Annotated in this window: 28 protein-coding genes; 15 read left to right on the top strand and 13 right to left on the bottom strand. The window is 50.8% G+C overall.

All coding sequences use genetic code 11. The features are described from left to right. Positions 1–24 precede the first annotated feature (24 nt). From ABGI61_RS01925 to ABGI61_RS01890, 8 genes are all read left to right on the top strand, one after another. The gene (locus tag ABGI61_RS01925) at positions 25–435 is read left to right on the top strand and encodes a CsbD family protein (protein WP_347596026.1); all 411 of its coding nucleotides are present in this window, start codon (positions 25–27) and stop codon (positions 433–435) included. 66 nt (positions 436–501) lie between these two features. Further along, complete coding sequence (locus tag ABGI61_RS01920) at positions 502–1335, top strand: BON domain-containing protein (RefSeq protein WP_347596023.1); 834 nt, start codon at positions 502–504, stop codon at positions 1333–1335. Between the two features lie 106 nt (positions 1336–1441). Then, positions 1442–2164: a diguanylate cyclase domain-containing protein gene (locus ABGI61_RS01915; RefSeq protein ID WP_347596020.1), complete on the top strand. Its 723-nt coding sequence runs from the start codon at positions 1442–1444 to the stop codon at positions 2162–2164. Positions 2165–2289: 125 nt separating this feature from the next. Then, positions 2290–2715 (top strand): DUF4398 domain-containing protein, encoded by a 426-nt coding sequence (locus ABGI61_RS01910; protein ID WP_347596017.1) that lies wholly within the window; start codon positions 2290–2292, stop codon positions 2713–2715. Beyond that, a complete protein-coding gene (locus ABGI61_RS01905; RefSeq protein WP_347596014.1) occupies positions 2712–3653 on the top strand; it encodes an OmpA family protein in 942 nt (313 codons plus the stop codon). The genes ABGI61_RS01910 and ABGI61_RS01905 overlap by 4 nt, the downstream gene beginning before the upstream one ends. 109 nt (positions 3654–3762) lie before the next feature. After that, positions 3763–4122, top strand: coding sequence for a hypothetical protein (locus ABGI61_RS01900; RefSeq protein WP_347596011.1), 360 nt, complete (start codon positions 3763–3765; stop codon positions 4120–4122). Continuing rightward, on the top strand, positions 4112–4528 hold the full coding sequence (locus ABGI61_RS01895) for a hypothetical protein (RefSeq protein ID WP_347596008.1): 417 nt from the start codon (positions 4112–4114) through the stop codon (positions 4526–4528). Before ABGI61_RS01900 ends, ABGI61_RS01895 begins: the two co-directional genes overlap by 11 nt. Before the next feature lies 1 nt (position 4529). Beyond that, positions 4530–4805 carry a hypothetical protein gene (locus tag ABGI61_RS01890; RefSeq protein ID WP_347596005.1) on the top strand — a complete coding sequence of 92 codons (276 nt, stop codon included), beginning with the start codon at positions 4530–4532 and terminating at the stop codon, positions 4803–4805. Here ABGI61_RS01890 and ABGI61_RS01885 read toward each other — a convergent pair. The 3 genes from ABGI61_RS01885 to ABGI61_RS01875 all read right to left on the bottom strand — a co-directional run bounded on the left by ABGI61_RS01885 (position 4774) and on the right by ABGI61_RS01875 (position 6804). Beyond that, complete coding sequence (locus tag ABGI61_RS01885) at positions 4774–5526, bottom strand: Crp/Fnr family transcriptional regulator (protein ID WP_347596002.1); 753 nt, start codon at positions 5524–5526, stop codon at positions 4774–4776. The genes ABGI61_RS01890 and ABGI61_RS01885 overlap by 32 nt on opposite strands. A 102-nt stretch (positions 5527–5628) precedes the next feature. Next, positions 5629–6402, bottom strand: a complete 774-nt coding sequence (locus tag ABGI61_RS01880; protein WP_440590647.1) for a Crp/Fnr family transcriptional regulator — start codon at positions 6400–6402, stop codon at positions 5629–5631. Positions 6403–6492: 90 nt separating this feature from the next. After that, positions 6493–6804 carry a BON domain-containing protein gene (locus ABGI61_RS01875; protein ID WP_347595999.1) on the bottom strand — a complete coding sequence of 104 codons (312 nt, stop codon included), beginning with the start codon at positions 6802–6804 and terminating at the stop codon, positions 6493–6495. A 175-nt stretch (positions 6805–6979) separates the two neighbouring features. Here ABGI61_RS01875 and ABGI61_RS01870 point away from each other — a divergent pair, with 175 nt between their 5' ends. The 3 genes from ABGI61_RS01870 to ABGI61_RS01860 all read left to right on the top strand — a co-directional run bounded on the left by ABGI61_RS01870 (position 6980) and on the right by ABGI61_RS01860 (position 8333). After that, entirely contained in the window at positions 6980–7369 is a 390-nt protein-coding gene (locus tag ABGI61_RS01870) for a PRC-barrel domain-containing protein (RefSeq protein ID WP_347595996.1), read from the top strand. A gap of 137 nt (positions 7370–7506) precedes the next feature. Further along, positions 7507–7653, top strand: coding sequence for a lmo0937 family membrane protein (locus ABGI61_RS01865; protein WP_347595993.1), 147 nt, complete (start codon positions 7507–7509; stop codon positions 7651–7653). Between the two features lie 23 nt (positions 7654–7676). After that, entirely contained in the window at positions 7677–8333 is a 657-nt protein-coding gene (locus tag ABGI61_RS01860; protein ID WP_347595990.1) for a diguanylate cyclase domain-containing protein, read from the top strand. A 23-nt stretch (positions 8334–8356) separates the two neighbouring features. On the opposite strand, the gene ABGI61_RS01855 is transcribed toward ABGI61_RS01860, so the two are convergent. From ABGI61_RS01855 to ABGI61_RS01845, 3 genes are all read right to left on the bottom strand, one after another. Further along, entirely contained in the window at positions 8357–8605 is a 249-nt protein-coding gene (locus tag ABGI61_RS01855) for a GNAT family N-acetyltransferase (protein WP_347595987.1), read from the bottom strand. Next, a complete protein-coding gene (locus tag ABGI61_RS01850) occupies positions 8602–8871 on the bottom strand; it encodes a hypothetical protein (protein ID WP_347595984.1) in 270 nt (89 codons plus the stop codon). Before ABGI61_RS01850 ends, ABGI61_RS01855 begins: the two co-directional genes overlap by 4 nt. Before the next feature lie 94 nt (positions 8872–8965). Beyond that, positions 8966–10390 carry a hypothetical protein gene (locus ABGI61_RS01845; RefSeq protein ID WP_347595982.1) on the bottom strand — a complete coding sequence of 475 codons (1425 nt, stop codon included), beginning with the start codon at positions 10388–10390 and terminating at the stop codon, positions 8966–8968. A 152-nt stretch (positions 10391–10542) separates the two neighbouring features. Between ABGI61_RS01845 and ABGI61_RS01840 the strand changes: the two genes are divergently transcribed. Then, entirely contained in the window at positions 10543–11781 is a 1239-nt protein-coding gene (locus tag ABGI61_RS01840; protein ID WP_347595979.1) for an NRAMP family divalent metal transporter, read from the top strand. Between the two features lie 93 nt (positions 11782–11874). Here ABGI61_RS01840 and ilvN read toward each other — a convergent pair whose 3' ends face one another. Next, positions 11875–12366, bottom strand: a complete 492-nt coding sequence (gene ilvN, locus ABGI61_RS01835) for an acetolactate synthase small subunit (protein WP_008222251.1) — start codon at positions 12364–12366, stop codon at positions 11875–11877. A 1-nt stretch (position 12367) separates the two neighbouring features. After that, positions 12368–14134, bottom strand: a complete 1767-nt coding sequence (locus ABGI61_RS01830) for an acetolactate synthase 3 large subunit (RefSeq protein WP_347595975.1) — start codon at positions 14132–14134, stop codon at positions 12368–12370. A 346-nt stretch (positions 14135–14480) separates the two neighbouring features. Between ABGI61_RS01830 and ABGI61_RS01825 the strand changes: the two genes are divergently transcribed. Beyond that, positions 14481–15326 carry a tetratricopeptide repeat protein gene (locus ABGI61_RS01825; protein WP_347595972.1) on the top strand — a complete coding sequence of 282 codons (846 nt, stop codon included), beginning with the start codon at positions 14481–14483 and terminating at the stop codon, positions 15324–15326. A gap of 24 nt (positions 15327–15350) precedes the next feature. Here the strand turns inward: ABGI61_RS01825 and ABGI61_RS01820 are convergent, their stop codons facing one another. Together ABGI61_RS01820 and ABGI61_RS01815 are read right to left on the bottom strand one after the other, a co-directional pair. Beyond that, positions 15351–15740 (bottom strand): response regulator, encoded by a 390-nt coding sequence (locus ABGI61_RS01820; RefSeq protein ID WP_347595969.1) that lies wholly within the window; start codon positions 15738–15740, stop codon positions 15351–15353. Continuing rightward, positions 15737–17593: a GAF domain-containing sensor histidine kinase gene (locus tag ABGI61_RS01815; RefSeq protein ID WP_347595966.1), complete on the bottom strand. Its 1857-nt coding sequence runs from the start codon at positions 17591–17593 to the stop codon at positions 15737–15739. The genes ABGI61_RS01820 and ABGI61_RS01815 overlap by 4 nt, the downstream gene beginning before the upstream one ends. 99 nt (positions 17594–17692) lie before the next feature. Here ABGI61_RS01815 and ABGI61_RS01810 point away from each other — a divergent pair, with 99 nt between their 5' ends. Beyond that, the gene (locus ABGI61_RS01810) at positions 17693–18874 is read left to right on the top strand and encodes a class I SAM-dependent methyltransferase (RefSeq protein WP_347595963.1); all 1182 of its coding nucleotides are present in this window, start codon (positions 17693–17695) and stop codon (positions 18872–18874) included. Here ABGI61_RS01810 and yihG (ABGI61_RS01805) read toward each other — a convergent pair. The 3 genes from yihG (ABGI61_RS01805) to speA form a co-directional block, all read right to left on the bottom strand. Then, a complete protein-coding gene (gene yihG, locus ABGI61_RS01805; protein ID WP_347595960.1) occupies positions 18871–19800 on the bottom strand; it encodes a 1-acylglycerol-3-phosphate O-acyltransferase, YihG family in 930 nt (309 codons plus the stop codon). The genes ABGI61_RS01810 and yihG (ABGI61_RS01805) overlap by 4 nt on opposite strands. Further along, entirely contained in the window at positions 19800–20693 is an 894-nt protein-coding gene (gene yihG, locus ABGI61_RS01800) for a 1-acylglycerol-3-phosphate O-acyltransferase, YihG family (protein ID WP_347595957.1), read from the bottom strand. The genes yihG (ABGI61_RS01805) and yihG (ABGI61_RS01800) overlap by 1 nt, the downstream gene beginning before the upstream one ends. Before the next feature lie 111 nt (positions 20694–20804). After that, complete coding sequence (gene speA, locus ABGI61_RS01795) at positions 20805–22691, bottom strand: biosynthetic arginine decarboxylase (protein ID WP_008222270.1); 1887 nt, start codon at positions 22689–22691, stop codon at positions 20805–20807. 142 nt (positions 22692–22833) lie between these two features. On the opposite strand from speA, the gene speE reads away from it, so the two are divergent. Beyond that, a complete protein-coding gene (gene speE, locus ABGI61_RS01790) occupies positions 22834–23691 on the top strand; it encodes a polyamine aminopropyltransferase (protein ID WP_347595953.1) in 858 nt (285 codons plus the stop codon). Positions 23692–23781: the final 90 nt, after the last annotated feature.

The following is a 23781-nucleotide window of genomic DNA, read 5'->3' as shown; positions in this document are numbered from 1 at the left end:
TAGCGCACGGACTGCCCCTGCCTTATGGCGCTACAGTGCATCACCGGCCAATACAGCCCTGTAACGGCGGTAAATGATGACGAGGTTAGCATGAACAAATATGACGAGCAGTATCGTGGAGATCCTGTGGCTAAAACTGCCAAAACAGACGCTGCCGGCAAGAATGCTCAGGCAGACAAGGGGATCAGCGGCGATAAATCGGCCCCTGGCGCTAAATCAGTTCAGGTCACGCCAGCCAATGCAGTTAAGACAAAATGGCCGCAGCAGGTGAAAGCAGCCAAAAGCCAATGGGGCAAGCTTAGCGAAGCCGAGATTCTTAAAAGTGAGGGTGACCCGCAACAGCTTAGCAATCTGGTGCAGCAGCGCTATGCCATCGGCCGCGACATGGCCGACAAGCAGGTTGCCAGCTTTTTGGATAAATGCAAGCTGGCATAGCCAGTATCTTCAGCCGGTGCTGCATTAAGGTGCCGGCGGATCCTTTAGTAATGCAAGGAATATTGTATGAGCCACATGAATAACCGCTTGCTACTGGCATCGGCTATCACGCTGATATTGGGTAACAGCCCGGTGTTGGCCGAAGATGCCGCTAGGATTAACAAGCAAAGTGAGTCAGTCGCCAATGCGCGTCAGGAAGCACAAATTTGGACTACCTATGCACTAAGCCCTTACCTCAGAGCGCACGACCTGAGTGTCAGCGTACAGGATGGCAAAGCGACGCTCACGGGCAATGTCGATGAGGAATTGCACAAAGAACTGGCGCAGGCTATTGCTGCAGGCGTCAGCGGTATAGAAACCGTCGATAATCAGATAAAGGTGGACGCCGAATACACCCGGCCACAGCGCAGTACCCGTGGTTTTGGTGATGTGGTAGACGATGCCGCTATAACCACAGCCGTAAAGTCTAAGCTGATGTGGAGTAAGCATACCGAGGGTATGGACACCAAAGTTGTGACAGATAACGGTAAGGTTGAGCTGTCTGGCACCGTTGCCACGCAACAGGCAAAACAACACGCCGAAAAACTGGCAAAAAATACTGATGGTGTGCGTTCGGTAAGCAATCAGTTACAGGTCAGCAATAACCCGGCGGCCGGCAAAGCCTACACCGACGATACCAAGGGCACACTAATAAGCGACAGCTGGATCACCACTAAAGTGAAGTCGACGTTTATGTACTCCAGCAATGTCAGCGGTGCTGATATTTCAGTGAATACTGAAAAAGGTGTTGTGACGCTGTCAGGCAAGTTAGATAGCGGCGCAGAGCAGGCGTTGGCGATAGAGCTGGCGCAAAATATCCGTGGTGTAAAAAGTGTTACCTCAAAACAGCTGATTTTCTAATGTCACTTTTATGCAGCTAATGTGCGAAACCGCACATTAGCACCATAGCCTTCGCGTTAGGCTGAGCAAAGCCCAAAGTTAACCTCCAACATAATAGGCCGCTAACATGAATGAGCCGCAAAACTGCGACGCGCACTTGCTGCGAAAAACCGTACTGCAGCTGTGTACAGAAAGTCAGCACGCGGAGCTGGTGAGAATGCGCTGTGAGCTGATGTTGCAGCATGATATGTGGCAGCGACAGCAGCAACAACTCAAGCAGGATAACCAGCTGCTGTTAGTGTCGCTATTACAAGCCGGGGTATTACATGCTGGTGCCCAAACGCAGCTTAAGCAGCTGACACAAAGTAGCCAGCGTGATGCACTAACACAAACGTTAAATCGCAGCATTATGTTAGACCGTATTCAGCAGGCTATCAGCCTGGCGAAGCGGCAACGGGGCATTTTTGCTGTACTTTTTATTGATCTGAACAAATTCAAACCTATCAACGATCAATACGGCCATGCCGTTGGTGATACGGTATTACAGCAGGTTAGTAGCCGGCTAAAGCACACCATACGAGAGAGTGACGCAGTAAGCCGGCATGGTGGTGATGAGTTCTTGGTGTTACTGAACAGCATTAAACAACAACAGGACGCTCATATTTTTGCTGGCAAACTGATTAACGTACTGGCAAAGCCATATCACTTAGCTATTGGTGCCTTATCACTGTCGGCCAGTGTCGGGGTTGCCTGTTACCCGGCTGATGCCCACGATGCGCAGGCACTGATCGGTTTTGCTGATGCAGCGATGTATCGGGCAAAACAGCGGGGTGGTGGTTATGCCAGCTAGCCCTGTGGTTTGTTAACGTAACAGTTTTCCGCTATGCGCGCTAGCGCACCGACCATACCGCGTCGTTGTGTCATGGTATCTCAGGGCGCAGCTTCACTGCAGCCCGCCACTAGCAGGAGCGACAGATGAATACCTTTATTAGCCTTCCCGGTAACGGCAGATCCTGGTGCGTCCAGCCTCAGCCGTGCAAATTGGCGCTGTTCGGCGCCTTGATGGTGCTGACAGCCTGCTCGGCCTCACCTAAGCCACCACAGGCCGAATTGCAAGCGGCAGAACAAGCCATAACCAATGCTGAGCGTGCTCAGGTGGTGCGCTATGCCAGCATTGAGTTAAACACAGCCCGTACTGAGCTTACTGCGGCCCGAACCGCCATAGCCCAGAAAAACATGCCACAGGCCGAGCGGCTGGCGTTGCAGTCAAAGCTCAGTGCTGAGCTGGCAATCGCCAGAGCGGAGCTGTTAAAAGCGCAGGCGATAAACGAGGATATGCAGCAAAGTATTAATGCGCTGCAACAGGAAACACAACGTAACCTGTCAGGAGTAAAACCATGAAAACGACCAGCGGACTTCGTAAAACACTACTGAGTTTGAGCCTTGCCACTGTTTTTATCAGTGGCTGTGCCAGTGCACCTAAAGCGCCGGATGGCGCAGCGGCCGTGCGTCAGCAGTTAACCCAATTACAGGCAGATGCACAACTGGCCTTGTTAGCCCCTCTGGCTATTAAAGAGGCTGAGCGGGCGGTATTGGTGGCAGAGCAACCCGAGAAAAACAGCGCCCTGGCCGCACATCGCGTTACTATGGCTGAGCGCAAAGTCACTTTGGCCAGCACTCAGGCGAAAACCCGCAGGCTGGAGCAGCAGCGGGCACAACTGAGCCAGCAGCGTGATGACATCAGACTTAATGCACGCACACGAGAAGCCGAGCGGGCGCAGGCCGATGCCCGCAGCGCCCGCACTGATGCCTCTGGTGCCCGCAGTGAAAGCGAGCTAGCCAGACGACAAGCTATAGTGGCAGAGAACCGCGAACAGATGGCATTGTCTGATGCGCGAGCTGAGCGTGAGCGTGCAGATAGAGCCGATGCCGCCAGCCAAAATTTGCGGGATGAAGTGGCAGAGCTTAACGCACGGCCTACAGACAGAGGTTTGGTGGTGACACTGGGTGACGTACTGTTTGACACGGCTAAGGCTGAACTCAAACTGGGCAGCGATAACCATCTGGACAAACTGGCGCAGTTCTTAAATACCTATCCTGAACGCATCGCGCAAATTGAAGGGCATACCGACGATATTGGTTCTGACGCCGCCAACATGCTGCTATCACAACGGCGGGCTGATACGGTAAAAGCCTTTTTAGTGGCGCAAGGTATTGCAGCCAGCCGGTTAAGTGCAATGGGCAAAGGTGAGGGCGAGCCGTTGGCCGCGAACACTTCGGCTGATGCCAGGGCGCAGAATCGCCGGGTAGAGGTGATTATTGCTAAGTCGCAAGAATGACCATTATCGACGCTAAGCGCGACAGCGCACCGACGTTGGTACGGCAAACCGACATACTGTTGCTAGGACGCTGGCAAGCCTGCCAGCATCACTTATCAGTGGAGTTATTATGGAACAGCTAACAGATCCAACCACCAGTAACAATACCTTTAGCCGTAAAGTTGATACGGCATCTGGTAGCGTGCATCGTGCAATTGACAGCGCAGCGGATGCCGCAGCGCCGGCGCTAAAACACATGACTGCCAGTGCGCACAGTACGGTAGATAAAATGGCCAATGGTGCCAATCATGCTGCCGAGGCGATATCCACAAAGGGTGCACAGCTGCAGCATCTGCAGCAGCAACTGACCGACAGTACGCGCCTTCAGGTGCGCAATCACCCGCTAATGTCGATTGGTCTCGCGTTGGCCGGTGGTGTGTTATTTAGCTGGTGGCTAAGCCATCGCAGTGGTGGCGGCGATGCCAGCTGACTCAACAAAGGCACCCGCTGATGCGGGTGTTTTTTCATCTGAAAGCGATGTCAGTACCCAATGGCACTGTTGGTGGCAACAAGCCCGGGCACTGCTATATGACCAGCTGCAGCTGATCACGCTGGAAGGTGAACGCGTAGCCTACAGCATGGTAGCGCTGTTGGTGTCTGCTCTGTTAGTAGGCTTATTGGTACTAACGCTGTGGTTTATGCTGCTGGCGCAAATCGTGTTGTTTGCCCAGCAGTATGGTGTATCGCTGGCACAGGCGTTGGCACTGGCAACAATAGCTAACTTACTCGGCGTGTGGCTGCTGCTGCGTCGCTGTCGGCATTACAGCCGGCTGTTACGCTTTCCTGCCACTATGCGCAGCTTGCGCCAGCTTACTGCTGATGACAAGGTGGGCTGACATGGATGCCGATAAACGTATTACATTGCTGTCATGCCGGCTACCCCAGCAGCGCCGTCAGTTAGTTCAGCAAAGCCGGCGGTTAGGCCTGGCGGTGAGCGACAAAGCCAGTTCGCCGGTGGGGCTGGCCGTTGCGATGGTTAGCGGCGCAATACTGGCCTGGTGCTGGTGTCGTGCAGATACTGCTGACCATACCGGCTCGGTGCCGTTTGTCAGGGATTGGCATTCTGCCGCGCGAGCCCTTCTTATGGTGTGCCTTGGGCGCAGTGTGGTCTGAGCGGGTTAGTGGGCTCGCCCAGTACTGAGCGGTAGTCATCCAACTCCGCTTGATAACATTCACAGGCCAGATGCTTCAGTGCCCGTCTATTCAAAATACTCATCATGCCTCTGCTGTAGCTTATTAACTGCTGCTGTTGCAACAAACCCGCCGCCACGGTGATACCACTGCGGCGCACACCTAACATGTCAGCCAAAAACTGGTGGGTAAGATAAAACTGATCGCTATGTGCACGGTCATGGCTCATTAATAACCAGCGCGCCAGTCGGGGACTGAGTTCATGAAAGTGTGCACAGGCCGCACTTTGTGATAACTGCGACAGTTGCACAAACAGGTATTGTTGCAGGATGTGCCGCAAGTGCGGGCACTGCAGCAATACTTGCTGTAGATCGGCGACCTCAATACGCCAGGCAGTGCCCTTGCCCTGCACCACTGCCTGCATTGGCGCCTGGCTAATGCCCAGTGCCAGTGTGACACCCAGCATGCCTTCGTTGCCAATTAAGCCCATTTCCAGCGGTTTGTGACCGGCCAGTTTTGTGACCAACGAGATAAAGCCGCTCAGTGGAAAGTACAGGTAACGGTAACGTTGATTGGGTTCACAAAGAATATCGGCAAATTGCAGCTGCACCACATCACAATGCTGCAATAAAACATGGCGGTCAGCGTCAGCTAACAGTTGCAGCAGGTGATTAGTGATAAGCGGGGTAGACATAACAGACATGGCAGAGACTCCCAGCACTGGCATTGCCATTTTGGCACAAGACAGGTGCTGTGCAGCCTTGAATAGGGATAGTGCCGGTATTTTTAGCCGCGGTCTGTGCGGTCAGACACGCAGTGAACAAGAAGGCGTAAGGATTGGCAACAAACGATCGGTTTCGGCTTTTACTACGGCATAACATTCACAGCTGAGTTGTTCCAGCTTAGCCCGGTTTGTCACCAGGATATGGCCCCGGCTATAGTCAATAACGCCTTGTTTGTGTAAGCGGCCGGCCGCTTCAGTAACGCCCTCGCGCCTTACACCGAGCATATTGGCAATCAGCTCCTGCGTCATTACCAGATGGTTGTCTTTTAAGCGGTCCAGTGACAGTAACAGCCAGCGGCACAGTTGTTGGTCAATACTATGGTGGCGGTTACAGACGGCGGTTTGTGCCATTTGAGTTAACAGCGCTTGTGAGTATCGTAGCAATATGTGCAGTAGTTGGCCGTGGCGGTTAAATTCATCCTTCAAACGATGGCCTAACATACGATAGGCAAAGCCGGCGCTCTGGACTATAGCGCGGCTGGTGGTGCTGTCACCGCCCATAAACAAAGAAACACCCACCATGCCGTCATAGCCCACCACTGAAATTTCAGCGGATGAGCCGTTTTCCATCACGTATAGCAACGACACTATGCAGTCGGTAGGAAAATACACATAGCGCATCACATCGCCTGATTCATAAAGCACTTTACCCAACGGCATTTCTACTAAATCTAAATGTGGAAACAACCGCTGTTGCACATCGGTTGGCAGCGCATTTAACAAATGATTTTGTACAGGCGTGTGTTTTGATGTCATGGAAGTACTTAGTGGTGATGACATGCCAGAAGCCTGCATAAAAAGAGTCCTTTTGCTTAGTTAGTAATACTAAGTATAGTTAAACTACCTGTTAACTCTGTACGCTAACGTACATATAACACAAACGGCTCACTTAACCCGCATGGCATTTTTTACTGCTGTTACGCCGGTAACGCCGCGCGCTACGCGCATGGCAGTATTAATATCGTCTTGTGAACTGACAAAACCACTTAGCTGCACTGCACCTTTAAAGGTTTCGACATTAATTTCACTGACCTTAAGTGAAGCGGTATTTAAGATTGCTGCTTTTACTTTGGTGGTTATGACGGTGTCGTCAATGTACTCACCAGTGCCTTCTCTGGTGCTGGTAGCACCGCAGCCCATCAGGATAAGACTGAGCAAGCTAAAAAAGCATAACGCATAGATATTGCGGGTTTTCATATTTACTACTCCTGTTAAATGCCGGTGAGTTTGTTTTGCCAATAAAGCTTAAACCGCAATTGGCGTTAACTCTGTGCTGCAGCGAACAGAGCCCGTCAACTTATTGCTTTAGGCTAAGACAAAAGCTGCAGCAACATTTTCGTTGCCGGCAGACTTTTAAGCAGGAGAACCTACGATGAGCGATCAACAAAACACCAGTGGCATGTACAAGGGCACTTTGAATGGGCCGGGCCCACAGCTGATGGGCGCAAACACCTTAGTGGGAAACAGTGTGGTTAACCATAAAGAAGAAAGTTTGGGCGATATCAAAGAAATTATGCTGGAAGTGAGTAGCGGCAAGGTAAGTTATGCCGTGTTATCGTTTGGTACTTTTCTGGGTATGGGCGAGAAGCTGTTTGCCGTGCCCTGGGATGCACTTAAGTTAGACACGCAAAACAAGCGCTTTGTGCTGGCAATTGATAAAGCACGTTTAAGTAACGCCCCGGGCTTTGACAAACATAAATGGCCAAATATGGCTGACAAAGCCTGGGCAAAACAAATTGATACTTACTACTCTGCATCTTGAATACCCCCCGCTATTCCAGCCAATCCAACCTAACCCGCTTCTGTGCGGGTTTTTACTCTTGTGTTATCTACCGCACATACAACAGCAAAGTGCTGTCGCATAGTTAAGTTTCTCACACCGTTAACAGGCAGAACCTTATGTTAGAAACTCTTGTTGTACTCCTGATTGTACTTTGGGCGCTGGGCTTGGTGTCTTCCTATACTATGGGTGGTTTTATTCACCTGCTGCTGGTTATTGCACTGATCGTTGTTGCCATAAGATTGATACGCGGCCGGCGTATATGATAGCCGCCAAAAAGGAGCCTCTGATGCAACAAAAAAGTAGCCCGATAAGTCAGGTTCACGCTGTAGTGGCGTTGCCAGCGAAGATCATCATATCGCCAAGACGTAGTTATACCCAGCTGCAGCAAGCGCTGGCGCAGGCAGAAGCCATTACAGAGCGCACCCTGTGCGAGATGTTGGCTTTGCGGCAAAGTCAGATGGGGGATAATACCAACGCTAATGCCATGCTGCAGAGCCAGCAGCACCTGCAGCAATTAATAAAACAGGCACAGCGGAACGGTACAGGCTTTGCGGTATTTTATCTGCAGGTGGACGATTATCAGACTGTTGCTCACCGCTACGGTGCTGCAGTGACGCAGCAAGTCAGCGCATTGATCTCAGCCAGGCTGTTAGGTGCCGTGCGTTCTTGTGACCAGGTAAGCAAGCAAGCTGATGGTCAGTTTCTGTTGTTAATCACAGACGTGAAGCGGGTATTTGATACCGTGCTGGTAGCGGAAAAACTGTTAAAAAAGTTGGCTGCGTTAAATGGCTTGTGTCATGCAACCCATGCCATCTCTGTCAGCATAGGCATTAGCCGGTATCCGCAGGACGGAGCAGACGGTATAACGTTGTTAGAGCGTGCCGCGGCCGCCTTGTTGTGCGCGCAGCAGCGCGGCGGAAATCAGTTCTCGTTATTGCGTTAGCTTTATGACGTTAACTTTGCCTGCTAGCGCAAAAATTTTTGTACATACCAGCAGCTGGCGCTGATTTGATACTGCTGTTGCCTGGCCCAGGCCAGACCGTGGCGGACTAACTTTTCTGCCAGGCCTTTGCCGCGAAATGTTGGTGGCACAAAGGTATGATGAAAATTGATACTGCTACCGTTTAGGGCATAATCTAACACGGCTTCAGCGCCATCCAGTTGCAGTACAAAGCGCTGCTGCTCACGCTGGTGCTGAATAACCGGTTCTGTCATGCGTCTTCTTCCTCCAGCCAGGATGTGTCGGGCAATTGCGCCAGATGTGCAGCATAGCGCTCTAAGTTAAAGCTTTGCTGGTGCTCTATCACATCAATCATTTCTGGTGCTAACGCGCAGGCAATAAGCTCAATGGCTTCATCGCGGCTATGGCCGGTCATACGCAGTCGCATCAGGGTTTCAGTCACTTGCTTGGGGTAATTGTCGGCCAGCTGGTTTTCGATGACTTCAAATAACATGGCCTGGTCGAGCAGCTCATCGCTCATAAAAGCTCCGCGAGGGAATGGGTTTGCGCCAGTATGGAAGAACTGTTGGATAATGCCAAATGAAGAATTAGCCTGGCCCAACTTCTCATTCCTGTTAATGATGAAACTCGATATAAATACTGTCTAAATTTCCTGAGTTTTCTTCATCAATGGTAGCAGTTAAATCAAAGTGTTCGGAAAACACATCTAATTTGTCAGCCATCTCAAAGGTATCGGGGTAGCGCTGCAAAAACTGTTCGACGTTGACTGGTTGTTTTAACAGGCGCAGATAGCTGGTAATTTTCTCTCTTCCCGCTGCTGACCTGATTAGCGGCTGCAGGCGCACTGCAACTGGCTTGCCGTCGGCAAACTGAATCGAGAAAATGTTGTCATAGATAACTTCGGACACTTTACCGTTATAAATTTGATGTAATACCGGTAATTCAGAGACTGCGCTGTACCAAGACGTATTTGTCATGCTATCTGCTATGGCGTTTAGAGCAACTTGTATAGCAGGGGGCTCTACTAACTGAAGTTTGAGTTCTGGTTGTTTCAGATCGGCAGTTGTCAGTGATAACGCAACCAGTCTTGCGTCAACGTCATCACTGTTCAGGCTGTTGTACACCGTAAAATCAAGTTGCAGCAACTGTTGCTGCCAGACGATTTGATAGCGGTTCGGGTTCACTTTGTGTAACTTGGTGTCGTAATGCTCCTTTAATTCACTTAGCAGACTACGGGGGCCAAAACGTTGGTCCAATTGCCACTCTTGTTTATCGAAACGACTGTCTTCCGGTAATAGTCTGATTGCCGCCGGGGTGAGATAGTCAGTGTGGTGCTTGATAGCAATCAGTTTGTCATGTTGAAAAAAGCACCACACTGACTTACCAAAAGCCAGAGCCCGGACTCCATTGTCAAACGAAAACTGGCCGGAAGGTGCACCAAAAAGCGAAATCAATTCGTCGTAACTCATGCCGGGTTTGGCACCGTAAAATCCCTGCTCTGCAGAAATGCCTATTGAAACCTCGGGTTGCGAAGCTGCGGAGCTGTTAGAGATCGTTGGGCTCTGAATAATGATGGGCTTTAATTCGAACCGTTGTTGCCCAATCACTCTCTCAAGTTTGTCGTTGTAGGGAGCCTGTTGCTGTGGTTTGCTGGCGTCTTCAGTGCAGGCTGCAATTAGATCTGCGTTTACTTTTATCTTAAGTAATCGATTTTTATGATTTTGTTGGCCAATGAATGGGTTGTGAGTTATGTGCTCTTTATCAACCGATTTTACAATAACTGCATTGGCAGAATGTGCCTGAGCATCGGTACGCAAACGCGTAACAAGTCGCTGCTTTAGTTCTTGCTCAATATCACTTTGCTCCCGAACTGCGGTGGAACTTATTTCGGATATATCGACAGTTTGCAATACGGTGTACTCACATCGTGGTAAATAGCTCAGAATTTCAGGTGTTTGATGTTGCTGTGCTTCTGTAGAAGATATGGGTACCACTAGGGCCTGAAATATCACAAAAGTAATAATAAATTTTCGGCTCATTGATTAAATCCTTTTCTATTGTCTTGTTTACCGGTTCAGTGCACTTTTAGTAGCAATATAATTAACCGTATTTATTAATAATATGAAACAAAGGTCATAGCAACATAAAGGGCTATTCGTTAAGCTTGATAAAAAAAACTAACAGGTGTGTTATGCAACAGTTTTTAAACGGATGGCGCGGTAAGCTTCAGGCGTTGGGGCCTGGGGTGTTAATGGCCACGGCGGCGATTGGCGGTTCACATTTGGTCGCCTCTACCCAGGCCGGCGCTTTGTTTGGCTGGCAGTTGGCCTGGTTGATTTTACTGGTTAATGTGCTGAAGTATCCGTTTTTCCGCTTCGGTGTGGAGTACACCCTAACCCGAAAAGAAAGCCTGCTAGTGGGCTATCAGCGCAAAGGCCGGGGGTATTTTTACAGCTTTATTGTGCTGAATATTATCGCGGCGGTAGTTAACACTGCCGGGGTATTATTACTGACAGCAAGTTTATTGCAGTATGCGCTGCCGGGCAATTTGTCGGTGACCTTGTTGTGCTGGCTGATTCTGGCTGCCTGTTTGCTGATTTTGCTGCTGGGCCATTACAAGGCGCTGGATAATGTCGCCAAAGTCATTATGGTATTGCTGACCGTCACGACCGTGATAGCTGCACTGATTGCCTGGCAAAATGGCGCCCAGGCACCGGCCGGTTATATCGGCCCTTCGCCCTGGACGTTGGCCAGCTTAGGCTTTTTAGTCGCCTTAATGGGCTGGATGCCGGCACCGATTGAAATTTCGGCAATAAGCTCGCTGTGGCTTAAAGCCAAGCAGCGCCATACGCACATCAGCCGGGCGCAGGGCTTATTCGACTTTAATCTCGGTTATTGGTTAACCGCTGCGCTGGCTCTGGTGTTTTTGTCACTCGGCGCGCTGGTGCAATATGGCAATGCGCAGCCAATCGCACTGGCAGGCAGTGCTTTTGCCCAGCAACTGATGCAAATGTATGCCAGCACCATCGGCGGCTGGGCGCAGCCTTTGGTGGCATTAATTGCCTTTTTATGTATGTTTGGCACTACCATTACCGTGCTGGACGGCTATGCCCGTACTTTACATGCGTCCTTTGAACAACTGGGCTGGGTGAAACATAAAGCCGCATTAAATTACTGGCTGCTGGCGCAGGCCGGCGCTGGTATGGCATTAATTTTGTTTTTTAAAGCAGCATTATCGCCGATGCTGACCTTTGCCATGACGCTGGCGTTTTTAACCACCCCGGTATTTGCCTGGCTGAATTACAGCCTGATGCGGGGCGATGGCGGTATAGTGCTGAGCAAACCGCTAAAGCTACTGAGCTGGCTGGGTCTGACGTATCTGATTGGTTTTGCGTTGTTGTTTTTGGCTTGGTTTAGTGGGCTGGTTTGAAAATAAAGTGTTGAGTGTGACAGCGATATGCCGCAGCAAAGAACTTAGCCTTAGGCGTCTGTTCGTTACTGCGACTTTTGCACCGCGCTGGCGTTACAACGCCAGCGTTTTTTCGCCGCGCGCTATACCCGAAGCACCGCTACGCACCACTTCCAGGATTGGCGTGGCGCCCAGTGCCTGAATAAAGGCATCGAGCTTATCGCCGGTACCCACCAGCTGAATGGTATAAGTGGTGGGCGTCACGTCGATGATTTGGCCACGGAATATATCCGCGCAGCGTTTTACTTCTTCACGCTGATTGCCGTTAGCTTTTACCTTCACCAGCATCAGCTCACGCTCAATATGCGCCGCCTCGCTGATGTCGGATACTTTTACCACTTCAATCAGCTTGTGCAGCTGCTTGCTGATTTGTTCAATCACCTGATCGTTGCCGTGCGTGACCAATGTCAGACGGGACAAAGTCGGGTCATCGGTTGGGGCCACATTTAGCGAGTCGATGTTATAACCGCGCTGGGCAAATAAGCCGACCAGACGAGCCAGGGCGCCGGATTCGTTTTCCAGCAGAACAGAAATAATATGCCGCATGTTAAGTCCTCTCTGTTTTGCTTAAAAACATCTCGTTCATGGCACCGCCGGGTACTTGCATTGGGTAGACGTGCTCTTTGGGGTCGACGTGAATATCTAAAAATACCAGCTGATCTTTTAGCGCAAAAGCGCGCTCCAGTGCCGGCTGCAGTTCTTCGGGTTTGGTTACGCGAATGCCGACATGGCCATAGGCCTCGGCCAGTTTGACAAAGTCGGGCAGTGAGTCCATGTAAGAGCTGGCATAGCGTGACTCATAGTTCATATCCTGCCACTGCTTTACCATGCCCAGATAGCCGTTATTCAGATTAATAATTTTTACCCCCAGGCCATACTGCTTGCAGGTAGACAGCTCCTGAATATTCATTTGAATAGAGCCCTCACCGGTAACGCAGACGACATCGGCATCAGGGTAATTCAGCTTTACGCCCATCGCTGCAGGCAGGCCAAAGCCCATGGTGCCAAGACCACCAGAGTTAATCCAGCGGTTGGGTTTGTTAAAGGGGTAATACTGGGCAGCAAACATCTGGTGCTGGCCCACGTCGCTGCAGACATAAGCATCGCCCTTGGTAATTTTGGCGACCTGCTCTATCACGTATTGCGGTTTTAACAGTGGAGCCGCACTGTCATAACGCCCGCCATGCACGGCGCGCCACTGCTCAATTTGCTGCCACCAACTTTGTAGTGCGGCATTGTCGAGTTTTTTCTTCTTCTGCTTTAACACTGACAGCATTTCGGTCAGCACCGGTTTTACCAGACCAACAATAGGGATATGCGCATTGACCGTTTTACTGATGCTGGCCGGGTCGATATCAATGTGAATAATGGTGGCGTCCGGGCAGAATTTCTTCGTGTTGTTGGTGACCCTGTCGTCAAAGCGCGCGCCAACGGCCAGAATAAGATCAGCATGGTGCATGGTCTGGTTAGCTTCATAACTGCCATGCATACCCAACATACCAATAAACTGTTTATCACTGGCCGGGTAAGCACCTAACCCCATCAGGGTATTGGTTACCGGCAGGTTTAATAGCTGCGCCAGCTCGGTGAGCTCCTCAGCAGCTTGCCCCATAATGACACCACCGCCGGCATAGAGAATGGGCTTTTTCGCGGCTAAAAGCGCGGTGACGGCTTTTTTAATTTGGCCGGCATGGCCTTGCTGTTTTGGTTGATAGGAGCGCAGATTAATTTCCGCCGGGTAGTGATACGGAAATGTCTGATTCGGCATGGTCATATCTTTTGGTATATCCAGCACCACCGGGCCTGGCCGGCCGGTTTGCGCAATATGAAAGGCCTTTTTAATTAAGTACGGAATATCTTCCGGCCGGCGCACTGACATATTGTGCTTACAAATTGGCCGGGAAATGCCCAGCATATCGGTTTCCTGGAAGGCGTCATCACCAATTAAGTGGCTCATTACCTGACCGGTGAGCACCACCATCGGGATCGAATCCATGTAGGCGGTGGCAATACCGGTAACGGCGTTAGTAGCGCCGGGGCCGGAAGTGACCAATACCACACCGGCTTTGCCGCTGGCGCGGGCATAAGCGTCGGCCATATGGGTAGCGGCCTGCTCGTGGCGTACCAGCACATGCTTAACTTTGTTTTGCTGAAATAATGCATCGTAAATATGCAATACCGCGCCGCCCGGATAGCCGTACAGGTATTCTACGCCTTCATCGGCAAGGGCGCGGATCACCATAGCGGCACCGGACAGCATTAGCGGAGCTTTAGTGGCGGCGGACTTATCGTCTGGCTGGGTCTGGCTGGTCATGTTGGTTTCTCATAGTTTGCTGTGGCATAGACAACACGCCACGGCTTTGCTGGCAAAGCGTGGGTGGATCATTTAAAGCAGTGTTATGGCTGCTTTTATTCTGTGCTACGTGGACGGGTTAAGCAGAGTAAACTGTTAACTCAAACTATGGCGCTATGGTTAGTTGCTGCTGTGCAGTCATTTTTTAGTGCGCCACGGTAATTTACGTGATAGACGGCCAGATGTCGATGCTTTTCCGCCAGCTTTTACGACTTTAATCGGTCAGGCTAAGGCTTGCAAAGCTGCCGGTCAGCCCACATAGTAACAGCTAATTAAGTTTCAACAGCCGTACAGGATTAATGCTTTTATGCAACAGCCAATAGTGGATGTGTCTATTAACAATGCCCGCGAGGTGCTCGATGCCTCAATGCAAAAACTGGTGCTGTTTCAGTTTTGGTCGGCGCGCAGCGAAGGCTGCACCCAGCTAAGCCCGGTACTGGAAAAAATTGTCCGCCAGTACCCTAATCAGTTGCTGCTGGCACGGGTAGATTGTGATAAAGAGCCGGATCTGGCCATGCAGTTTGGTGTGCAGTCTCTGCCCACCGTCATGATGATTAAGCAAGGTCGGCCGGTTGATGGTTTTGCCGGGGTGGAAACTGAGCAGGCGATCCTAACCAAATTGGCGGCTTATTTACCCAAGCCGGAAGATGAGTTATTGGCGCAGGCTGAATCAAAACTGGCCGAACAAGACTTCGCCGGCGCTTACCCGCTGCTCAAGCAGGCGTTAACCCTGGCACCTGCGCGTAGTGACATTAAGTTGTGGCTGGCCGATACGGCAGTAAGCCTGGGCCAGTTAGCACAAGCCGAAGCCTTACTGGGCGAAATTAAACTGGCCGATCAGGATGCGTTGTACAAAAGCGTACAGGCTAAGCTACAGTTAGCAAAAGAAGCTGCCGACACGCCAGAAATTCAGGCGCTACAAGCCGCTTTAGCGCAAGATGACAGCAACAAGCAATTAAAAGAGCAGTTGGCGGTGCAATACCAGGCGGTACAGCGCAGTGAGGAGGCGTTGGCATTGTTGTTAAGCATACTGCAACAAGACCTGAACTTTGGCAGCAGCAAAAAACTGTATCTGGATATTCTGGCGGCGCTGCCCAAAGGCGATAGCGTAGCGAATCACTACCGGCGTAAGCTGTATAGCCTGCTTTACTAATTTTGCTGTACTAAAGCTATTGTGCTAGGCCTGATGAAAATCTTGCCAGATCTGCCGGATCTGGTCAGATAACGTCATGGGATCAAAGGGTTTTACCACGACATCCGCGGCGCCCAGCGCTTTGTAAGATTCTACCTCACTGCTTTGTACTTTGGCGGTCATAAAGATCGCCGGCACCTTGGACAAATCAAATTGCTGGCGCAGGTGCTGCAGCGTTGTCGGGCCATCCATGCCCGGCATCATCACATCAAGTAAAATTAACTGAGGTGCAAAAGCTTCATAATCAGTCAGTGCCTGCTGGCCACTGCTGCAAGTATGTACCGTAAAGCCGCCAACGGCCTCCAGTGCAATTTTGGCGACCTGCTGAATAGAAGGGTCGTCTTCTACATGCATAATGCGTTCTAGAGCCGTCATAATATTTCCTCTGAATGTTCGGTGCTTACCACCGGCAGCAGTAAATAAAATTCACTGCCTTTACCTTGCTCGGAGTGAAAGCCGATATTGCCTTGCATCTTGTGCATCAGTTGCTGGCTGATGGCCAGGCCTAAACCGGTGCCGCCCTTCGTTTTGCTGTCTGAACTGTCGGCCTGAGAAAACTTACTGAAAATATAAGGCTTAAAATCGTCTCCGATGCCACAGCCGCTGTCAATCACGCGGATCAATGCCGTTAAGTCCTGTTGTTGCAGCACTACTTTAACCACTGCTTGTGGCGGTGAAAATTTTGCCGCATTTGACAGCAGATTGGTAAGTACCTGCTGTAGGCGCATATTATCAACCCTCACCCAAATATCGCTCGGCTCTGCATTGAGCTCGTAGGTCACCTGATATTGCTGAGCATAGCTTTGGTTATCGCGCAGCGCCGCCTGAATAATGGGTAGCAGTGGTTGAGGCTGAATATCAAACTGCATTTTGCCGGCGATCAGTTTATCCATATCTAGCAAGTCGTTAATCAGTAGCTGTAATTTCTTCACATTAGCCTGTGCCAGCTCAGTCATTTGCCGGGCCTGCTCGGGCAGCGCGCCGAATACCTGGCCATGCAGCAAGCCAATGGCGCCGCTAATCGCGGTTAGCGGGGTGCGCAGCTCGTGGCTGACGGTTGAGACAAACTCATCTTTTAGCCGCTCTACACGTTTGCGCTCAGTTAAGTCACTGATAAAGCCGTGCCACAGCACACTGCCATCGGGCTGTTGCTCCGGCATAGAGCGGCCGGTCACCCAGATATACTCGCCATCTTGTCGGCGCACCCGATAATCGGTTCTCCATAAACTTAAGCTGGCTGCTGAGGCGGCAACACTGTCCTGAACGGCGGCCAAATCATCCGGGTGGATCAGCGCGAAGACGGCTGAGGCGTCGTCTTTAACCTGCTCCGGCGTTAGCTGAAAAATATCGCGGATGCCTTCGCTACAATAGGGGAAACTGCTGCTGCCATCCGGTTTTAGCTGAAACTGAAACACCATCCCCGGCAGCTGACTAGCAATTTTCTTCAACCGCTGCGCCGCATCAACCTGAGCTTCCAGATACTGCCGGCGCTCTATACTACTGCCAATCCAGCGTGCCAGCAGACTGACAAAATCACGCTCCAGCTGGCTAAAGGGCGAGGCTCTGGCTGTGGTAGAGGAAAAACTGACGGTGCCAAACGGATTACCATCGACTTGTATGGCACTGCCAATATAACTTTCCAGCGCAAAAGTTTTAAAACAAGGGTGCTGCGCATGCTGGCTTTGGCTCATCTGGTCAATGGCCAGCACGGTGCCGCTGGCCAGGGTTAAACTGCAGTAGGTGTTACCCAAGTCAAAATGGCTGTTATCCTGCAGTAAACCTTCCGGGGCACTGTGTACCAGTACCTGATAATCCTGTTGCTCAATTTTGCTAACAATCGCAATAGGTAGTTGTAAGTAGTCTGCTGCTACCTGCAGGGCTTGCCTAAGTTGTTTGCGCCAATCCGGATCGAAGCTGGTGGCAATATTGTTTAGTGTGCTAAGCGCTTGCTGATAATTGTTGTTTTGGCGCGATGCCAGCTGTTGTTTTAGCTGTTGTGCCTGTTGTGCCTGTTGTAACAGCCGTTGTAATAGCCGTTCTATCTCCCTGACCAAAAGCAGTAAAATCAGCTCGCTGACTAAAAATGCCACTAGCCAGCGCAATAGCAACTGCGGACTAGGTGCTTGCTGGTAACCTTGCCAGCTAAGATAGCCAAATAGCAAGACCAGTAAAAAACTGCCTAGCCAGGCAAGAAACTGTGTGGTCCGGTTAACACCCTGGTTTATCATAGCGGTCTTAATTGATCTGCATCGCTTTACTATAAAGCACAACGACAGGGCTGGCAAAATGGCAGGCGTCGATTTTTACTGCGTACCAGGTAGCGGATTATGCCACCGGATTTAGCCGGCTACTTTTATCACTTGAGTCATTTGTTGACGCGGTACCGCCCGTACTGGCAACTATTGCCATTTCAGCATCAGGTGTTGCCCTGGTGCGGGCAGACCTGGCAAGCAAACTTGGCATTATTAACACCGACCGAGCTGGATCACGCCGAGCAAACGGCACAATTACCGCCCTGGCTTGCATCTCACTTTGCTGAGCTGTTCCAGCTGGAACCGCCGCTTGCGGCGTCACAGGCGGCTGAGCTGTCAACCTTGCCGTTTTGGCTGCAAACGGGTATCAGCGGGCGCAAGCTGGAGCAAATTGATGCGCTGTGCCAGCAGTGGTTGCCCGCTTCGTTGCCGGTAGTGGAATGGTGTGCCGGTAAAGGCCATCTGGGGCGCATTCTGGCGCAGCGTTTTGGCCAGCCGGTAACCAGTGTCGAGTGGCAGCCGCAGTTATGCGAAGAGGGCGCATTGCTGGCAAAGAAACATCAACTTAAACAAGAGTTTATTTGTGCTGATGTGTTATCAGCCCCCCTGGCAAACGTGCTTAAACCAGAGCAGCATCTGGTGGCGCTGCACGCCTGCGGCGATTTACATATCCGGCTGTTGCGCCAAGCGGTGCAGTATGGCTGCCGTCAACTGCAACTGGTACCCTGTTGCTATCATTTAATTGCTGCCGAGCAGTATCAGCCGCTGTCGGCATTGGCGCAGCAGCATAACCTGATGCTGGATAAAGATGATTTAAAGTTAGTGGTGCAGGGGCAGGTTACCGGCGGTGCTCGGGTTAACCGCTTGCGCCATACCGAAGTGCTATGGCGTTTGGCTTATGATGAGCTACGCGCTGATATCAGCAAAGAGCGCACTTATCAGCCGCTGTCGTCAGTTGCTAAACACTGGTTTAGCGGTGATTTTGCTACTTTTGCCCGCTGGGCTGCAGCGCAGCATCAGCTGCCACTACCGGCTAATATGGATTGGTCTGCCTATCTGGCGCGCGCCGCTAAGCGGCAGTTACTGGTGCGACGTATTGAACTGGTGCGACACTTGTTTCGCCGACCACTGGAGCTATGGCTGGCGCTGGATAAAGCGTTATATTTGCAGCAGCATGGCTACAAAGTAAAGCTGACACAGTTGTGTCAGCGGGAGATTACGCCACGGAATATTTTGCTCAGTGCCAGTAAGGCTTAACAGGCCAGGTGCTCGGTTTGCCCGGCACTGGCGCGCTGCTGATAATACTGGGCGATTTGCTGATCCTTTAACTGCCAGCGCTGATTCAACCACAACTGAAAGCGCTGCCGGAACTGCTCATCGTTAAAGTAATCACCAATCACCTGCTGGTCTACCGGCAACACTTCAACCTGCACCACTACCCGTTTTAGTTTGCCCATTAACATGTCCAGTGCGACATGGTCCGGGTTATCCGGGTAGAGCAGGGTAAAGTCTAAAATGGCGTTAAATTGCTCGCCCATGCTGGCCAGGGTAAAGGCAATACCACCAGCCTTGGGTGGCAACAGGTATTGAAACGGGCTGCGTTTATGGGCTTTTTTCTGCTCGGTAAAGCGGGTGCCTTCAACAAAATTGATAATAGTGGTAGGCACGGTTTTAAATTTCTGACACGACGCACGGGTGGTTTCAATGTCTTTGCCTTTGAGTTCAGGCCGTTTCGCAAGCTGGGCAGCGCTGTAGCGTTTCATAAAGGGCATATCCAGCGCCCAGCAGCCGGTGCCTAAAAAAGGCAGCCATTTTAGCTGATCTTTTAAAAAGAACTTTGGCTCCGGAATGCGGCTATGGGCTACGGTGCTGACCACCGGAATATCCAGCCAGCTTTTATGGTTGGAAATCAGCAGATACCAGCTTTCTTTATCCAGGGTTTGGGCGCCGGTTACCTGCCAGTCGACATGATTAAACAGGTTAATCAGTGCGGTATTTACTGCTGTCCAGCCGCGGTAGCAGCCTTTGCCGGCATAGCCGGTTAAGCGGTGTACCGCTTTAAACGGCAGCAGCAGTTTAATTAATCCCAGTGGCGTGACCACTATGCCCCAAAATGCCAGGTTTAGCGCAAAGGCGCTAAAGCTGAAGGGAAACAACAACCAACCAGGTAAAAAACTTAACATTACTGCTTAACTCCTTGTTTCAGCGCACTAAGTTGCTGGTCTTTTTGCTGCCACAGCTGGTTTATCCACAGCTGGAAACGCTCGCGATAAGCGGCGTCGTTGTAGTCACCCACCAGCTCTGGAGTAATCGGCAGCACCTTTATTTGCACTGTTATATCACGAACCTTGCCGGAGATATAATCCCAGAAGCTGGGAATGCCTTTGGGGTAGTAAATGGTAATGTCGAGAATTTTATGTAGCTGCTCGCCCATGGCGCCCAGCACGAAGGCGGCGCCACCGGCTTTGGGTTTTAACAGGTTGTGGTAAGGCGATTGCTGCTTATCGTGTTTTTCTCGGGTAAAGCGGGTGCCTTCAACAAAATTCATAATGGCCGCCGGTTTAAAGCGGAATTTACGGCAGGCCTTGCGGGTAGTTTCAATGTCTTTACCCTGCAGGTGCGGGTTGCGCTGTAAAAAGGCCTTGCTGTAGCGCTTCATAAAAGGAAAATCCAGTGCCCACCAGCAAATGCCTAAAAATGGCACGTAAATCAGCTCTTTTTTCAGGAAAAACTTAATAAACGGAATTTTACGGTTAAACACCTTTTGCAGCACCAGAATATCGGCCCAGGACTGATGATTCGCCAGCACCAGATACCAGTCGTTGCGTGACAGTTTTTCCAGCCCACTAACATGCCAGCGAATGCGGGTAAACAAACGGGTGGTAAAGTTGTTAACGCTGATCCAGGCCACGGCACAGGCATCCAGCAGGTAAGTCATCCAGCTTTGCCAGCGGGTTATCGGGGGCAGTTTTAGCAAGGCTAATAGCAATACGGGTACAAACCAGAACAGGGTGTTTAGCGTGTACAACAACAGCGATAAAGCGCCGCTGAGCGGGCGGGGTAAAAAATGTAACATAACAGCACCTGATAACAATGGCCGGACACTATGCCGGCAAAACCGTACCGGCAAAAATGATAACAGCAGGCGAGCCTGCTGTTAACACATCGGATCAGAGGCTAGTTTACCTTAATCTTCAAAATAGGTGTAACCGTAAACGCCGGCTTTCAGTTCATCCAGCAGCTCATCTTTTTTGCTGTCATCCATCTCCAGCTTGGCCAGCTGTTTGGTGTAAGAGGCAATCAGCTTTTTCGCATCAAACTGCACATAACGCAGTACATCGGCCACGGTGTCACCTTTGATGATATTGGTCAGTTTATAGCTGCCATCGTCGGTCAGTTCAACGTGCACTGAGTCGGTATCACCAAACAGGTTGTGTAAGTCGCCTAAAATTTCCTGATAGGCACCGACCATAAACATACCCAGCAGATACTGCTCATCTTCTTTGTACACCGGCAGTGGCAGGCTTGGCTCTATACCATTGCCATCGGCATAGCTTTTTAACTGGCCGTCAGAGTCGCAGGTGATGTCCTGAATAATGGCACGGTGATCCAGCGGCTCGTTCATCCGCTCCAGCGGCATAACAGGGAACAGCTGATCAATACCCCAGGCATCGGGCATTGATTGGAATAACGAGAAGTTAACGAATAACTTATCGGCCAGCTTTTCGTTCAGCTCATCATGAATAGAACGGTGCGAACGTGCTGTCATATCCAGATTGGCTTTTACTTTGTTAATGGTAGCAAAGTAAATTTGCTCCAGCAGCGACCAGTCTTTCAGCGTTAACAAACCATGCACATACTGAGCATGGGCATCGGTAAAATAATGCACCGCATCATGGTAGGCCTCTATCGCTGTGCGCGGTGTTACGTTTTGGTAAGCTTCCCACAGGCCTAAGATGACTGTAGGTGAGTCTTCGCTTGGCTCAGGCAAGTTAACCAAACCCGGTGCGCGCTCAATATCAATCGCATCGGTTACCAGTACCGCATGGTGCGCCGTCATCGCCCGGCCCGATTCGGTAATAATATTCGGGTGCGGCAGATCGTACTCGTCGCACACTTCCTTTAAGCCGTTTACCACGTTACGGGCATATTCGTACATGGTGTAGTTCATCGAGCAGGCAGAGCGTGACTTAGAGCCTTCGTAGTCAACGCCTAAACCACCACCCACATCAACCGTTGTGATTGGCACGCCTAAGGTGCGCAGCTCAGCATAGTGGCGGGCACACTCGCGGATAGCGTTGTGAATATCGCGGATATTGGCAATTTGCGAGCCGATATGAAAATGCACCAGCTGCAGTAAATCCAGCTTGCCGGCATCACGCAGCACATCAATCGCCTGCAACACCTGCGTAGCAGTTAAGCCAAACTTGCCTTTCTCGCCGCCGGTATTTTGCCATTTGCCCTTACCCACTGAGTTTAAGCGGATACGAATACCAATACGCGGCGCTGTGCCTAAGTTGTCAATTTCGCGCAGCAGGGTTTTCAGCTCAGACAGTTTTTCTACCACCACATACACGGTATGGCCCATCATCTGGCCAATAGTGGCTAAGCGCAAAAACTCGCTGTCTTTATAACCGTTACACACAATTTGCAGTGGCTGCTCGGTCACGCCCAGAATAGCCATCAGCTCTGGCTTACTGCCGGCTTCCAGGCCCACTTTACCACTGTCGTGGCTAATTAAGCGTTTTACCACCGAAAACTGCTGGTTCACTTTAATCGGGTACACTGCTGTGTACTGGCCCTGATAGTCTTTCTCGGCCTTAGCGCGCTGGAACGATTTAATTAAGGTATCAACACGGTGCTGCAGAATGTCTGTGAAGCGCACCAACACCGGTAAGGTCAGGCCTTCTTCTTTAAACCGGGCTGTCAGCTCAGGAAAACGGATGCCTTTTTTACTGTGGTCCTGATCTGGATAAGCCACCAGATCGCCATCAGTGTTGACATCAAAATACCCTTCACTCCATACCGCAACATTGTAAATAGAGCGTGCTTTTTCAGTACCCCAGTCGGCCATTGTCGTTCCTTTAAAATTAAGTTGGCTATAGTTTAAGGCTTATACGGCGAGGCTGCAGCAAAAAACACAAAAAACCGAAAAAATTTGAGTGTGAAGGCGCTAAAAGGCACAATACGCGCCCTGTTACGAAGAGGGGATCGTTATGTCGGGTTTTAACAACAATTGGTACACCGAAATTTTCGCCGCCAGCGGCAGTGCTTTTGGCCTGCAAGTCACTAAAAAGCTGGAGGAGGTGCAATCGCCATTTCAAAAAATTGAAATGTACGAGACCAGCCATTTTGGCAACCTGATGGTGATCGACGACGTTATTATGCTCAGCAGTCGCGATAACTTTTTGTATCACGAAATGTTAAGCCACCCGGTGCTGTTTACCCACGCCAACCCGAAAAACGTGGTGATTATCGGCGGCGGTGACTGCGGTACCCTGCGCGAGGTGTTAAAGCACCCCGGTGTGGAGTCGGTAACTCAAATCGATATTGACGAGCAAGTCACCCGGATGGCAGAAAAATACTTTCCGGAGCTTTGCGCCTCGAACAATGACCCGCGCGCTACGCTAAAATTTGATGACGGTATTAAATTTATGCGTGAAGCCCAGGCGGAGTCTGTCGACGTGATTATTGTTGACTCCACTGACCCGATTGGCCCGGGCGAGGGCTTGTTTAACCGCGCCTTTTACGACAGCTGCCGCAAAGCGCTGCGTCATGGTGGTATTTTAGTACAACAAAGCGAATCGCCACTTATTCACATGCCACTGTTAAAAGATATGCGTAGCGCTATGTTAGATGCCGGCTTTGATGCCCTGCAAACGCTATTGTTCCCGCAAATGGTGTATCCGTCAGGCTGGTGGACTTGTACGCTGGCACGCAAAGGCATGGCCTTTAATGGTTTTCGCGAGACCGATGCCGTAAATGCGCCTTTTAGCACCGAATATTACAACGCAGAGGTGCACAAAGCGGCGTCTGCCTGGCCTAACTTTATGAAGCAGGCACTGTTGGGCTAATTGCGCTGGCGCTAGGCAAATTGTGTTACAGCAACTAAGCTGAAAACTGGCTGAACCGAAAAATAAATGTGCGGGTTAACTTGCGTATTT

This window comes from Rheinheimera fenheensis (genome assembly GCF_039871805.1).
Lineage (GTDB): Bacteria > Pseudomonadota > Gammaproteobacteria > Enterobacterales > Alteromonadaceae > Alishewanella > Alishewanella fenheensis.
This window is presented reverse-complemented; position numbering and strand designations above follow the sequence as displayed.

Bases quoted from the DNA above. Each gene is read 5' to 3' on its own strand.
- ABGI61_RS01845 (WP_347595982.1), bottom strand. From the start codon at position 10,390: ATGAGCCGAAAATTTATTATTACTTTTGTGATATTTCAGGCCCTAGTG.
- ABGI61_RS01870 (WP_347595996.1), top strand. From the start codon at position 6,980: ATGAGCGATCAACAAAACACCAGTGGCATGTACAAGGGCACTTTGAAT.
- ABGI61_RS01910 (WP_347596017.1), top strand. From the start codon at position 2,290: ATGAATACCTTTATTAGCCTTCCCGGTAACGGCAGATCCTGGTGCGTC.
- ABGI61_RS01875 (WP_347595999.1), bottom strand. From the start codon at position 6,804: ATGAAAACCCGCAATATCTATGCGTTATGCTTTTTTAGCTTGCTCAGT.
- ABGI61_RS01810 (WP_347595963.1), top strand. From the start codon at position 17,693: ATGCCACCGGATTTAGCCGGCTACTTTTATCACTTGAGTCATTTGTTG.
- ABGI61_RS01860 (WP_347595990.1), top strand. From the start codon at position 7,677: ATGCAACAAAAAAGTAGCCCGATAAGTCAGGTTCACGCTGTAGTGGCG.
- ilvN (WP_008222251.1), bottom strand. From the start codon at position 12,366: ATGCGGCATATTATTTCTGTTCTGCTGGAAAACGAATCCGGCGCCCTG.
- speA (WP_008222270.1), bottom strand. From the start codon at position 22,691: ATGGCCGACTGGGGTACTGAAAAAGCACGCTCTATTTACAATGTTGCG.
- ABGI61_RS01885 (WP_347596002.1), bottom strand. From the start codon at position 5,526: ATGTCTGTTATGTCTACCCCGCTTATCACTAATCACCTGCTGCAACTG.
- ABGI61_RS01825 (WP_347595972.1), top strand. From the start codon at position 14,481: ATGCAACAGCCAATAGTGGATGTGTCTATTAACAATGCCCGCGAGGTG.
- ABGI61_RS01915 (WP_347596020.1), top strand. From the start codon at position 1,442: ATGAATGAGCCGCAAAACTGCGACGCGCACTTGCTGCGAAAAACCGTA.
- ABGI61_RS01815 (WP_347595966.1), bottom strand. From the start codon at position 17,593: ATGATAAACCAGGGTGTTAACCGGACCACACAGTTTCTTGCCTGGCTA.
- ABGI61_RS01855 (WP_347595987.1), bottom strand. From the start codon at position 8,605: ATGACAGAACCGGTTATTCAGCACCAGCGTGAGCAGCAGCGCTTTGTA.
- ABGI61_RS01895 (WP_347596008.1), top strand. From the start codon at position 4,112: ATGCCAGCTGACTCAACAAAGGCACCCGCTGATGCGGGTGTTTTTTCA.
- ABGI61_RS01865 (WP_347595993.1), top strand. From the start codon at position 7,507: ATGTTAGAAACTCTTGTTGTACTCCTGATTGTACTTTGGGCGCTGGGC.
- ABGI61_RS01905 (WP_347596014.1), top strand. From the start codon at position 2,712: ATGAAAACGACCAGCGGACTTCGTAAAACACTACTGAGTTTGAGCCTT.
- yihG (WP_347595960.1), bottom strand. From the start codon at position 19,800: ATGTTAAGTTTTTTACCTGGTTGGTTGTTGTTTCCCTTCAGCTTTAGC.
- ABGI61_RS01900 (WP_347596011.1), top strand. From the start codon at position 3,763: ATGGAACAGCTAACAGATCCAACCACCAGTAACAATACCTTTAGCCGT.
- ABGI61_RS01820 (WP_347595969.1), bottom strand. From the start codon at position 15,740: ATGACGGCTCTAGAACGCATTATGCATGTAGAAGACGACCCTTCTATT.
- ABGI61_RS01840 (WP_347595979.1), top strand. From the start codon at position 10,543: ATGCAACAGTTTTTAAACGGATGGCGCGGTAAGCTTCAGGCGTTGGGG.
- ABGI61_RS01925 (WP_347596026.1), top strand. From the start codon at position 25: ATGGCGCTACAGTGCATCACCGGCCAATACAGCCCTGTAACGGCGGTA.
- ABGI61_RS01920 (WP_347596023.1), top strand. From the start codon at position 502: ATGAGCCACATGAATAACCGCTTGCTACTGGCATCGGCTATCACGCTG.
- ABGI61_RS01850 (WP_347595984.1), bottom strand. From the start codon at position 8,871: ATGAGCGATGAGCTGCTCGACCAGGCCATGTTATTTGAAGTCATCGAA.
- ABGI61_RS01890 (WP_347596005.1), top strand. From the start codon at position 4,530: ATGGATGCCGATAAACGTATTACATTGCTGTCATGCCGGCTACCCCAG.
- ABGI61_RS01880 (WP_440590647.1), bottom strand. From the start codon at position 6,402: ATGCAGGCTTCTGGCATGTCATCACCACTAAGTACTTCCATGACATCA.
- ABGI61_RS01830 (WP_347595975.1), bottom strand. From the start codon at position 14,134: ATGACCAGCCAGACCCAGCCAGACGATAAGTCCGCCGCCACTAAAGCT.
- speE (WP_347595953.1), top strand. From the start codon at position 22,834: ATGTCGGGTTTTAACAACAATTGGTACACCGAAATTTTCGCCGCCAGC.
- yihG (WP_347595957.1), bottom strand. From the start codon at position 20,693: ATGTTACATTTTTTACCCCGCCCGCTCAGCGGCGCTTTATCGCTGTTG.